General features: G+C 63.1%; 11 protein-coding genes. 2 read left to right on the top strand and 9 right to left on the bottom strand.

Going from position 1 to position 11905, the window contains the following annotated elements; all coding sequences use genetic code 11:
- The first annotated feature begins 115 nt into the window (after positions 1–115).
- Entirely contained in the window at positions 116–334 is a 219-nt protein-coding gene (locus tag ACQ4WR_RS20290) for a hypothetical protein (protein ID WP_034784905.1), read from the top strand.
- 303 nt (positions 335–637) lie between these two features.
- Here the strand turns inward: ACQ4WR_RS20290 and ACQ4WR_RS20295 are convergent, their stop codons facing one another.
- The 4 genes from ACQ4WR_RS20295 to ACQ4WR_RS20310 all read right to left on the bottom strand — a co-directional run bounded on the left by ACQ4WR_RS20295 (position 638) and on the right by ACQ4WR_RS20310 (position 5967).
- Positions 638–2290, bottom strand: coding sequence for a patatin-like phospholipase family protein (locus tag ACQ4WR_RS20295; RefSeq protein ID WP_436489519.1), 1653 nt, complete (start codon positions 2288–2290; stop codon positions 638–640).
- 89 nt (positions 2291–2379) lie between these two features.
- Positions 2380–4704: a CPBP family intramembrane glutamic endopeptidase gene (locus tag ACQ4WR_RS20300; RefSeq protein WP_436489521.1), complete on the bottom strand. Its 2325-nt coding sequence runs from the start codon at positions 4702–4704 to the stop codon at positions 2380–2382.
- Positions 4701–5432, bottom strand: a complete 732-nt coding sequence (locus ACQ4WR_RS20305; RefSeq protein WP_102292967.1) for an ABC transporter ATP-binding protein — start codon at positions 5430–5432, stop codon at positions 4701–4703. Before ACQ4WR_RS20305 ends, ACQ4WR_RS20300 begins: the two co-directional genes overlap by 4 nt.
- Before the next feature lie 82 nt (positions 5433–5514).
- Complete coding sequence (locus ACQ4WR_RS20310; protein ID WP_102292957.1) at positions 5515–5967, bottom strand: hypothetical protein; 453 nt, start codon at positions 5965–5967, stop codon at positions 5515–5517.
- A gap of 178 nt (positions 5968–6145) precedes the next feature.
- Between ACQ4WR_RS20310 and ACQ4WR_RS20315 the strand changes: the two genes are divergently transcribed.
- Positions 6146–6412 carry a hypothetical protein gene (locus ACQ4WR_RS20315; protein WP_102292958.1) on the top strand — a complete coding sequence of 89 codons (267 nt, stop codon included), beginning with the start codon at positions 6146–6148 and terminating at the stop codon, positions 6410–6412.
- A 102-nt stretch (positions 6413–6514) separates the two neighbouring features.
- Here ACQ4WR_RS20315 and rpoH read toward each other — a convergent pair whose 3' ends face one another.
- The 5 genes from rpoH to ACQ4WR_RS20340 all read right to left on the bottom strand — a co-directional run bounded on the left by rpoH (position 6515) and on the right by ACQ4WR_RS20340 (position 11730).
- Entirely contained in the window at positions 6515–7408 is an 894-nt protein-coding gene (gene rpoH / locus ACQ4WR_RS20320) for an RNA polymerase sigma factor RpoH (RefSeq protein WP_102292959.1), read from the bottom strand.
- Positions 7409–7890: 482 nt separating this feature from the next.
- Complete coding sequence (ftsX, locus tag ACQ4WR_RS20325; RefSeq protein WP_102292960.1) at positions 7891–8811, bottom strand: permease-like cell division protein FtsX; 921 nt, start codon at positions 8809–8811, stop codon at positions 7891–7893.
- Entirely contained in the window at positions 8808–9557 is a 750-nt protein-coding gene (locus tag ACQ4WR_RS20330) for a cell division ATP-binding protein FtsE (RefSeq protein ID WP_436489524.1), read from the bottom strand. Before ACQ4WR_RS20330 ends, ftsX begins: the two co-directional genes overlap by 4 nt.
- Before the next feature lie 9 nt (positions 9558–9566).
- The gene (gene ftsY, locus ACQ4WR_RS20335; RefSeq protein WP_436489526.1) at positions 9567–10634 is read right to left on the bottom strand and encodes a signal recognition particle-docking protein FtsY; all 1068 of its coding nucleotides are present in this window, start codon (positions 10632–10634) and stop codon (positions 9567–9569) included.
- Between the two features lie 154 nt (positions 10635–10788).
- The gene (locus tag ACQ4WR_RS20340; RefSeq protein WP_436489528.1) at positions 10789–11730 is read right to left on the bottom strand and encodes a MerR family transcriptional regulator; all 942 of its coding nucleotides are present in this window, start codon (positions 11728–11730) and stop codon (positions 10789–10791) included.
- Positions 11731–11905 lie beyond the last annotated feature (175 nt).

Below are 11905 nucleotides of genomic sequence, written 5' to 3' on the forward strand. Positions count from 1 at the left end.
CATTCGCTCGCGACGATTTTGCCAGACGTTATTAAAGAGCAGTACGCAGCGGGCGGGGGACGGACCGGATACCGGCCCTTGTCCGCTGCTCTATATTGAAGGAGAGTATGTCGTGATGCGATTGCTGATAGCCTTGCTACTTCCGTGTCTTACGTTTTTCATGCTGGGGCGCCCGCTGGCCGGTGCCGCCGCCTTGATCTTGCAGTGCACTGTGATCGGCTGGGCGCCGGCGGCCCTGTGGGCCCTGTACACGGTGAACCAGCATAAAACGGAGCAGGAATTGGAAGGTGCGTTAAGCCGCAGCTACATGCGCAGGCGTAGTCGGCTGATCTAAATCAGCCGGGCGCTTGGAATCCTTGCGCTAAAGCCCGCACGAGCGATCGTGCGGGCTTTTTTGTGCGCGTGGTGCAGCTGGCGTGTGCTGTGCTACTGCTCGCTATCGGCCTCGCACATTGCCCTCTGGTCGCTGGGTTCCGCAGGCAGTGCAAAACATGGGCTATCCTTGACGATGACTGTTGGCCATGAGGCTGCCGTGCATGGGTTTATTCCCCGCAACAGGCATACAGCCCATTCATCATCGCCAGCATGTTTCCTGTCTTGATTGCAATCAAGATTGCTACTTGTCCCGGCAGGCCGCTTACTTCTTGCAGCGTATCGGCACATTCACGGAATTGCCGTCCGAACTCAGGTTGCGGTATTGCAGGTCTTCGCTCTCGATGGCAAAGCTGGGGACGGTGTGCACGTAGCGCTGCTTGCAGACGGTGGCGTCATTGATCAGTCCGCCCGTCAGCATGTAGTCGCACAGGGCGAAACGCGAGTCCTCGTCGTCGAGGATCAGCACGCGCGCGGCGCTGTACAGTGCCGACTGCAGCACGTCCGGGCTGCAGTTTTCCGGGCCGGTCAGCTTCAGATGGGTTTTCGTCTGCGTGGCCAGGCGCTGCAGTTTGACGAGGGCGGCGCGTTCCTGTTTGCGGGAAAAATTGACTTGCGCATCGTCGCTGGACAGGCGCAGCGCCAGCGAGGCGATTTCATCGATGGAGATATGCCAGGCAAAGCCTTCCAGCATGGTGCGCACCTGGCCCGGCAGGGGATCGGCCGCATCGACTTCGCAGTGGAACAGCCCCAGATGAGGGCGGCACAGCACGGGAATGGCAAAGGTGGAGGTGCGCTTGCCCTTCACGAATTTCTGGCTCAGGTCGCCAAAATTCTCATGCGTGATGGTATCGAAGCGGGCTTGTCCAAACCCCATCTTGACAAGGTTTTCCTTGCGCTGGCGCGAGAACAGGGCATCGACGGCATCGTAGATATTCTTGTTGAAGATGCGGTCCAGCGGCTGGCGCTCATCCGACATTTTTTCAAACACGGCGCTCGAATTGGGCGCGTTGGCATCGATGGACAGAAGGATGAAAGGCTTGCTGTTCAGGCGCGCCGGCACGAAGGCCATGTCGTTGCCGTACAGCTGCGTCAGGGCCACATCCCACAGGGTTTCCACGCCCAGGTTGTCGGCCGCGCCGCCATCGAACAGGTGCACGTATGACGGCGAGTCGCGCGATTCGGAGCCGAGTTCCGGCACGAAACTGTTTTTGGGGCGGAAACGCTCGAAGGTGACGGAATCGAAGACGCCAGGGAAGGCGGCCGAGGTGGCCACGGCCGTGGCCAGGCGGATATCCTTGATCGGCGAATGCAGGGTGTTATAAAAATATTCGTAGGAAAACACCATGCGTTTGCCGCCATTCGTGGCGTCTGTGGCATTGGCCAGAAAGATGGGGCCGTCGTGCGGCAGGTCCGCATAGGTCTTCTTGTCGTACAGCACATCGTCGAACACGTCGGACAGGAAGGAGGTACGGGTCTTGTTCGTCAACAACATCGTTGTCAGGTTGGCGGGCTTGAGGATGGTCTGGCCGAAGAAATCCGTCTTGAGCTTGCCGCGCAGCACTGGCCAGTCCGTGTTGCGCCCATGCAGCGCGTAATAGCCGCCCGCGATGGCGCCGCCCGAGACGCCGGAGATGGCCGAGGCGCCACTGACGAGACCGAACTGCTCCAGCTGCTCCAGCGCGGCGGCCGAGAAATTGGCGGCGCGGCTGCCGCCGCCTGACAGGGCGATACCGATGAAATGGTCGCTGGGCTGGGGATTCTGGATGCGCGCCTTGGGCGCATCGATGCGCAGGCGCGGGGTTTCCTGTACCGCGAAGGTACTGTTCTCGATACCGCTGTTCGGGCGCAGGGCGAGCACCGTGCAGCCGCTCAGCATGGCGGCATAGCACAGGGGCGCGAGCAAGGATAATTTCATGCGTGATCGGTGCGTAGTCATGGGTTGGGATACGGACACTAAGCGTATGAGAAACGCGGCGTGTGCGATTCTAGCAAATACGCAAGGCTTCACCTGCTCAGCTGGAATGCCAGGATGGCCGCGTTATAACCCGCATGCACCAGCATGGGCGCCAGCAGCGCGCCGCTGCGCTCGTACGCGACTCCCGCGCACAGTCCCAGCACGAAGACGGGCAGCATGGAGGCGGGTGGATGCATGATGGCAAAGATGGCGGCGGCAATGCCGATCGCCTGCCAGGCGGGCAGCGAGCGGCGCAAGCCGCCCTGGATCAGGCCGCGGAAAATGAATTCTTCGCACAGGGGCGCGGCCAGCACCGTCAGGCCCAACAGCCACACGCCGTTCCACGGATGGTCGGCCAGCGGTGTGGCCGCGGGCGGCTGCAGCACGAGCGTGCAGGCGATGCCAAACAGCGCCGCCAGCGTCGCGCCCGCCGCCCCCCGGCGCCACGCTTGCCGGCCCCCGCCGATGCGCGGCACGCCAGCCGTCTTGCTGCGCCAGTAGACCAGACGCACCAGCAGATACGTGAGCGCGCCGGCGCTGCCGAAGGCGAGGGCCACCTGCGCCAGCGGCGCCGCCACGCGGCCCTGCAGCAACAGCCAGGCCAGCGTCTGCAGGGTGAAAAACAGCATGGCGGCGATCAGGCCATCGGAGGCGCAGACGCGGGCCGGCGGCGAGGCGGCCGGATCGAGCAGATACGGTATGGCATCGCGCGCCTTTTGCCACAAGGCCACGGCCAGCGCCGCCGTCAGCACGACGAACACCAACTGCTGCGCCAGGCTGCCGACCGCCAGCGCGGCGATGTACAGGCCCGTCAGCAGCAGGTACAGATAGGTGTAGGCGGGGCGTATTTTGGCCGCCGCCTCGGTGGCCAGCGGGTCGCTGGAAAACACGCCCAGCGCCACGGCGATCACCGCGTACAGGGGAATGCCGGCCAGGGCCAGCAGCATCAGGCCCGCCATGTCCCAGCGCCAGGCATCTTGCCAGGCCAGCGCCGCGCCGAACAGGATCAGGGGGTAGAGCAGGGCCAGCGCGGCCCACAGCTGGGCCTTTTGCCGCAGCGCCTGGTCGACGGAACCGGGAAAGGTGTACAGCAGCCACAGCGCGCCGCCTTCCTTGTTGAGGGTCTGGAAGGCCGACATCATCAGCACATAGGTGCCGAGGAAAAAGCCGGTGCAGGCCAGCAGGGTGGGACTGGACAGCAGTTCGTGCAGGTCGCGCGCCTGGCCCGAGAACAAGGCCTGGCCGCCGAGGATCAGCAAGGGCAGCAGCAGGGTTTGCACGAGAAAATTGCGGTCACGCAACAGCAGGGTCAGTTCGCGGCGCTGGATCACGGTGCCGATGCCGGTGCGCCACCTGCCTGTGGGCTGTGCCACCGAGGAGCGCTTGCGGCCGGCCTCGCGCTGCCCCGCGCCCACCACGCCGTGGCGCAGCTGGCGGCGCAGCATCGCCATGCCCAGCAGCATCAGGCACAGGCATTGCGCCAGCAGCAGGGCGGCCGGCAGCGCGGCCGCCGCACCCCTGGCATTGAGCAGACGCACCAGCAGGCCGGGCGGTGTCCAGGCGCTCCAGGCGGGCATGGCCGCCGCCCATGCATGGGCAAAGCCGCCCGTGCCCATGCCGAACGACATGCCCATATACATGGGAAACAGGCCGGCCACCGAGAGCAGCGCCTGCAGGTTGCCCAGCTGCGCCGGACTGAGCGACAGGCGCAGGCCCGTATCGACCAGGGTGCGCAGCATGGCCGCCAAGGCCAGCAGGAGCAGGCAGGCGAGCAGGCCCGACAGTGGCGCAAACCAGCCCTGGCCCGAGTACCAGGCGATCATGGTGGTGCCGGGCCACAGCACCAGCAGGCCGAGCGGGTTGACCAGCGTGCGCTCGAGCACGCGCGCCCACAGCAGGGTGCCCTTGTCGACGGGCAGGGTGACCAGCCATTCCAGGTCCCAGTCCGGTTTCGACAGTTCCCCCATGCCCAGCGGCAGCAGCAGGCTCACCAGCCACAGCAGCACCAATTGCAGGGTCAGGGCGCCCGCCAGCGCTGTGCTGAAGGGCTGTTCCATCAGGTGGGCGATGACGGGCGCCAGCACGCGCTCGCCGGCCTGCATGCTGCCCTTGGCCTGGCAAACGGCCACCTGGTCGAGCAGGCAATGCATGTTCAGCAGGTTGTGGCGGGCGATATTGCCTGAGGAGAACAGCATGGGCAAGAGCAGCAGCGCGCCCAGCAGCCAGGGTGCCCGTTTCTTGCCCGGCGTGGCGGGACGGCTCTTGCCGCCCTTGTTGAACGACAGGCCCTTGCCGCTGACATTGAGCAGGCGCTGCAGGCGCAAGCGGGTCAGCAGCCAGACGGCGCGCCAGGCACCCGGTGGCGCGGGCGTCACGCGGCGACCGTTTCGTCGGTCAGCTGTAAAAAGATGTCTTCCAGGCTGCCGTCGCTCGACAGCTGCTGGCGGATATCGTCCAGGCTGCCCGTGGCCGCCAGCGCGCCCCGGTGGATGATGGCAACACGGCTGCACAGTTTTTGCGCCATGTCGAGCAAATGCGTGGACACAAAAATGGTGGTGCCGGCCGCAGCGATGCGCAGCAGGCGTTCCTGCACGTCGCGCGAGGCGCGCGGGTCGAGGCCGTTGATGGGCTCGTCGAGGATCAGCACGGCCGGGTCATGGATCAGCGCGCATGCCAGGCCCAGCTTTTTCTTCATGCCCAGCGAGTAATTCACGGCGAAATCCTCGCTCGCTTCGTCCAGGCCGAATTCCGTCAGCAGGCGCGCCGCGCGCGCGGCCGCCTCGGCGCGGGGATAACCATGCATTTCGGCCACGAACTGCAGGATTTCGCGGCCGCGCAAATAATCGTAAAAAATCGGATTGTCGGGCAGGTAGCCCACCTTGCGCTTGACGGCGGCGCCGTCGCGGTGGCAATCGAGGCCGTCGATCAGGACCTTGCCGGCACTGGGCACGAGGATGCCCATCAGCATGCGGATGGTGGTGGTTTTTCCCGCCCCATTCGGTCCCAGGAAGCCGAAGACTTCGCCTTTATTGACTTGCAAGCTGAGCGGCTTGACGGCCTCGAAGCTGCCGTACTGTTTGGCCAGGCCCTGGAATGCGATCATCGTGCTGCCTTGGTGAATGAGTTGCACGATCATAACGCGTCAAGCAGGCGCCTGCCTAGCGACAGGAATTGACGCTGGACAATCAGCGGGGCAGGGCGTTCTGCGTGATTTTCACTTTGACCCGGTAGGTGGGTTGTTCCGCGTCCAGCGCCGGCGGCGTGGCCGGATCGACGTCCAGCAGGGTAAATGTCAGGTGCTTGACGCTGGCGGAGCTGGCGCCGCCGGGCATGGAATCGGACAGGACGATATCCGTGGCACCGGCCTTGTTGATCAGGCTGAAGCTGTAGCTGACGTAGCCTTTCCACACGCACACGGCGCCCTTGCGGCAGCGGCTGTCGTTCACGCGTTCGAGTTTCAGGGTGTCGGTGGCCGTGATGGCCACTTGCTCGCCCGGCGAGAGTACGTGGGTGAGGCTGCGCGGCGTGTTTTCAGCGTCGCCGGCGCTGCCGGCAGCGCCGCAGCCAGCCAGCACGGCCAGGCAGGCGAGCAGCAAGGGGAGTAACAAGGTACGGTAAGAGCGGGTCAGATAATGCATGCTTTTCCTTTCAGATAGAGCGTCCTTGGCGTGGCGGCCACGCAAGAGATTAAAATGATAATAACAAATTGATATTTTTCCGGCGCACTCCTGGCGCGCTGCGGATGAATTGCTGCGCCGGCCACGCGGCACACCGATTACTGCGTAGAATGGCTGTTTTGAAAATCAGGAAACAACCATGAAAAAAACCGACCTGGCCAAAAGCGATGCCAAGAAACTGATGGGAAAGATGCACGTTCCCGGCGCCGGTGCATTCGGTAAGGAAGCAGTGGTCATCGACCGCCGCGAACAGCGCAAGCGCGATCAGGCCCTGGGCCTGGTGCCATTCGCCGTCAAGCTCAACAGCGATCTGGTCTTGCAATTGCAGAACATCGCCAAGGAGCGCGGCGCGGATCTGAATGAGGTAGTCGCCGAGCTGATCGCCAAGGGCTTGGCTGCAGCTTAACGGGCGACAATGTTTATCTGTTGATAAACATTAAAGTTCAAAACTAAAAGGCGCCTTGCGGCGCCTTTTTTACTGCGGCTGTAGCGTGGTGTTACACGTCCATTACACGTAGGCCGCCAAAGCGCCCTTCATTTTTTTCAGTGCCGCCACTTCGATCTGGCGGATGCGTTCGGCCGAGACGCCGAACTCTTCCGCCAGCGCGTGCAGCGTGGCGCCGGAACCGTCATCGTTGGCCAGCCAGCGCGCTTCGATGATGCGGCGCGAACGGGCGTCCAGCTTGCTCAAGGCCGTTTCCAGGCCTTCCGATTGCAGACGCGTCACTTGTTCCGCTTCCAGCACCTTGGTCGGCTCGGTTTGCTCCGACGACAGGTAGGCGATCGGCGAAAACTTGTCGTCTTCATCGTCGGTCGGCGATTCCAGGGCGATGTCGCGGCCGCTCAGGCGCGTTTCCATCTCGATCACTTCTTCGCGTTTCACGTCAAGCAGCTTGGCCAGCGCATCGACTTGCTTGGGCGTCATCGCGTCCAGGCCCGTCTTGTGGCTGCGCAGGTTGAAGAACAGCTTGCGCTGTGCCTTCGTCGTCGCCACTTTGACCAGGCGCCAGTTTTTCAGGATGTACTCATGCATCTCGGCTTTCACCCAGTGCATGGCGTACGACACCAGGCGCACGCCCTGGTCCGGATCGAAACGTTTCACGGCTTTCATCAAGCCGATATTGCCTTCTTGAATCAGGTCGGCGTGCGGCAATCCATAGCCCAGATAGCCGCGGGCAATCGAGACCACCAGGCGCAGGTGCGACAGCACCAGCTCTTGCGCGGCGGCCAGGTCATTTTTTTCACGCAGGCGTTTCGCCAGCGAAATTTCTTCGTCATGGGTCAACATGGGCAGACGGTTCACGGCCGAAATATAGGCATCGATATTGCCCAGATTGCCGGTGAACCCGAGGCCCAGCGCATTATTTTTGGTCGGAACCAATGCGGACGTTGCGGACATCATAGTCATGTTTTCTCCCTCGTAGTCTTGCTTTGTTCCAGTTGGCCATGTCACACGACATGGCCCGATTTTCGTTCGTTTTTTGCGTATTCGGTCTTGCGCTTGGCAGATCGCGGCACCATCTTCATTTGGCGCCCTTGGCGTGTCTGCCTTGGTATGTCTGTATATTAGCACTCTCTGTCAGAGAGTGCCAATCGGCACATTTAATCGTCGTGATAGCCTAAATGCTATGGCGAATCGCCAGTTGATATTTTCTCTGAAACGCGGCGCCAGGCCGCATGGTGGCTGCGTCATGCACCGTTCCGCTCTTGCCTCACAGGGCCACACCTTCTTCACGACAACATGCATAGTCTACGGCCGCAAGCTGAAGCGAGCCTTAAGAATACTTGCTAAATATCAAGATAATCGCAGTATGGGGCGAATAGCAAAAAAACAAGAGGCAGTCAGGCATGGCGGCACCGCAGGCGCCGCCATGGGGAGGAAGGTCAGTTCAGGCGCGCCAGATGGCGCTGTACGCAGAGGAAGGCGCCGATCAGGCCCAGGCCCGCGCTGAGGGCGAGCAAGCCGGCCATCGGCAGCGGCGCCAGCGGCACCAGCTGGAATTCGGACGCATACAGGCGGGCAAACTCGGCAATTGCCGTATTCAGTGGCTGCAGGGCCAGCGCCACCGCACCCAGCGCCAGCGCGCCGGCGCACAGGCCCAGCAGGGCGCCCGTGTAATAGAAGGGGCGGTGGATGAAAGTATCCGTCGCGCCGATCAGTTTCGAGATGCTGATTTCATCGCGCTGCTGCATCACCTGCAAGCGGATGGTGTTGAAGACAACGGCGATCACGGCCACGCCCAGGGTGATGGCCAGCAGCAGCAGCACCAGGCGCAGCACGCCCAGCAGGGCCGCCAGGCGCTTGACCCAGGCCGAATCGACCTGCGCCGACTCCACGCCGGGCAGGTGGCGCAGCTGTTCCGCCACCGCATCGACATCCTGCGCCTCGCTGGCGCTGTTGAAGGCGTCGAGTTTCAGCACATAGCTGTCGGGCAAGGGATTGTCGCCCAGGGTGCTCAGCACGTCGGCCAGGCCGCTCTTGTTTTTCAGCGCATCGAGCGCCTGCTCGCGCGGCACGAAGACGATCTTCGCCTTCTGGTCGCGCACGATCTTGCGCATTTCGCCGGCCAGGGCCACGGCCTGCTCGCGCGGCGTGTCGATTTTCAGGAAAATGCTGATTTCCGGGTCGACCGACATCTGTTCCGACATCGGACGTACATTGTCGAGCATGGTCAAGCCGGCGAACGGCAGCGACAGGGCGATGGCGACCACCACCACGTTCAATAAAAAGCCGCCCGGCGACTTGCGCAGGTGGATCAGCGCCGAGCCCAGTGCGAAGCGGTGTTGACGGAACCAGCCTCTCATGCGCGTTCTCCCTCGGCATCATCCTGGCCAGGCGTGGGCGTTGGTGAAAAATCGGGATCGGGCGGGGCGAACACGGGCGCCTGCGTGGCCTTGTCGATGGCCACCAGCTGGCCGTTTTTCAGGTGGATCACGCGGGCGGCGGCGTCGAGCATTTGTTCGTCATGGCTGGAAATGAGGCAGGTCACGCCCACGGAGTGGAAGGCTTTCAGGGCGTCGAGCACCTTGTTGGCGCTGGCGCGGTCCAGGTTGGCCGTCGGTTCGTCGGCCAGGATGATCTGCGGCCGGTTGACGATGGCGCGCGCGATCGACACGCGCTGCTGCTCGCCACCCGACAGCGACAGCGGACGCGCCATGGCGCGGTCCAGCAAGCCGACCTTGTCGAGCGCGGCGCGCGCGCGCTGCTCGGCGGCCGCCTTGTGCGCGCCGACGACGAGCAGCGGCAGCATGACGTTGGCCAGGATGGAGCGGTCGTTGAGCAGTTTCTGCTGCTGGAAGATCAGGCCCATGTTGCGGCGCAGGAAGGGCACGCCGGCCGGCTTGATCTTCGCCATGTCCTGGCCATTGACGATCAGCTTGCCCGAAGTGGGACGTTCCATGGCGGCGATCATTTTCAGCAGGGTGGATTTGCCGGCGCCCGACGGGCCCGCTAAAAACACCAGTTCGCCTTTGGCAATATTCAGCGAAATGTCGCTGAGCGCCACTGCGTCGGGGGAGTATTGCTTGGAGACGTGCTGAAATTCAATCATGTAGGTAGTTTATCCGAGCAGCGCTTCGACAAATTCGGCAGCCACGAAGGGCTGCAAGTCTTCAATTTTCTCACCGATACCGATGAAATACACGGGTACGGGACGCACGCGGGCGATCGCCGCCAGCACGCCGCCCTTGGCGGTACCGTCCAGCTTGGTGATCACCAGGCCGCTCAGCTGCAGGGCGTCGTCGAAGGCCTTCACTTGCGTCAGGGCATTCTGGCCCGTGTTGCCGTCGATGACGAGCAGGGTTTCATGCGGCGCGCCTTCCATGCCTTTGCCGATCACGCGCTTGATTTTCTTCAATTCTTCCATCAGGTGCAACTGTGTCGGCAAGCGTCCCGCCGTGTCGACCATCACCACGTCGATGCCGCGCGCCTTCGCCGACTGCACCGAGTCGTATGCCACGGCGGCCGGGTCGCCAGATTCCTGCGAAATCACGGTAACGTTGTTGCGCTCGCCCCAGACCATCAGCTGTTCGCGCGCGGCGGCGCGGAAGGTGTCGCCCGCGGCCAGCAGCACGGACTGATTGTTCGACTGCATGTGCTTGGCCAGCTTGCCGATGGTGGTGGTCTTGCCGGCGCCATTCACGCCGGAAATCATCATCACCAGCGGCTTGTGGCGGCCCAGCTCGAAGCGTTTTTCCAGCGGAGAGAGCAGGTCGATCAGCAGCACTTTCAAGGCGGCCTTGACGGCGGCGGCGTCAAGCAGCTTGTCTTCCTTGACCTTTTTCTTCAATTCCGTGAGCAGGAATTCGGTGGCGTCGATGCCCGCGTCGGACATCAGCAGCGCCGCTTCCAGCTCTTCATACAGGGCGTCGTCGATCTTCGCGCCGACGAACAGCACGGACAAGGTGTTCGAGGTTTTCGACAGGCCCGCCTTCAGGCGCGTCATCCACGATTTTTTCTCGGGTTCGGTGGCCACGATCACGGGCACGACTTCGGCCGGCGCCCCGCTCAAGGGAGCGGCGGACGGCGCGGAGGCAGGCGCGGCAGGCGGCGTGGCGGCGGGAGGGGCGAGGGGCTCGGCTGGCGCGGCCTCGGGGGCGGCGGTTTTTTTCTTGAAGAAACTAAACATGGATATGTGGTGGCGGGTGCTGACCTTAGGCCCGGCGGCGCCGGACACTGTTGATGGGGCTATTCTACCAGAGCGCGCCCGGCCCTTCATGCTTTACTGTTCGATTGGCAACATTGCGCGGGTATCCACGAAGATCGCCGCAGTTCTGCCGCGTTCAGTGCGTTTGCAGGGCATCGGCCTGATGCCGGCGGCGCCAGTCGGCGATGCTTTCCTCGACTTGCCGCAAGTCCAGCACGTGCAGGAAAGACGGCGGGCGCCGGTAAAGGACGGGGCTGCGTCCGCCGGCCCACAGTTCCATACTTGGCGGCAAGCTCGCGTGCAGCTGCTGCAGGCTGTCGCGCGCCTGCCGTTCCTTGCTGGCGCTGGAAAACGACAGCGCCACGATATCGGCCCGCTGCGCGCGGGCAGCCGCGACGATGTCCGTCAGCGGCGTCTCCACGCCCAGCGACAGGCACTGGGCGCCGGCCGCCGTGCATAGCGCTTCGGCCATCAGCAGGCCCAGGCCATGGCGTTCCTGCGGCAGGGTGCTGAGGACGATGCGCGGCGTGCGGATGCTGGGACTGCTTGCCTGCGGCAGGGAAAAAATGGCGTGGCGCATCACCGTCTGCAGGGTTTCGCTATATAAATGTTCTTCATACACGGCCAGGTCGCCGCAGGCCCAGGCCTCGCCCACCATGCCCGTCAGGGGCGCGATGACGTCGATGGTGAAGGCTTTCAGGCCCAGCACCGCCAAGGCCTGGCGCAGGGCATCGCCCAGTTCCGCCATGCGGTGGCCGCGGCACAGCGCCAGGTAGTGCTCCAGCTGTGGCGCCGCCTGTCCCGGCGTGCTGGCGCCCGCGCCGGCCAGCTGCTGCAACTGGGCAGTGCTGTGCTGCATGATTTTTCCGGGACGAAAGCCCAAGTCCAGCAAGCGCTTGACCATGCGCAATTTTTGCACCTGCTCGGCTGGATAGCTGCGCTCGCCAAAGGCATCGCGCTGCGGCTGGGGAAAGGCGTAGCGGCGCTCCCAGACACGCAAGGTTTCCTTGGCCAGCCCGGTGTCGCGCTCGACATCGCTGATGCTGAAGGCGGGAGTAGGTTGCAGGTCAGTATCCATACCAGAGGGGCTTTGCTCGCTTGCAAAAGAACGTGGCATGCATTTTACGCCTTCCGCTGCCCCGTACCAAATAGCTGAATCCGATTGAAAATTGCTGGCGTATAAGTTTGTGAACTGCCGAGAGCGCTCATTGACATAAATCAATATTTCATCGATTATCCATGAGGCCTTTTTG

This window comes from Janthinobacterium amylolyticum, assembly GCF_051380655.1.
GTDB lineage: Bacteria > Pseudomonadota > Gammaproteobacteria > Burkholderiales > Burkholderiaceae_D > Janthinobacterium.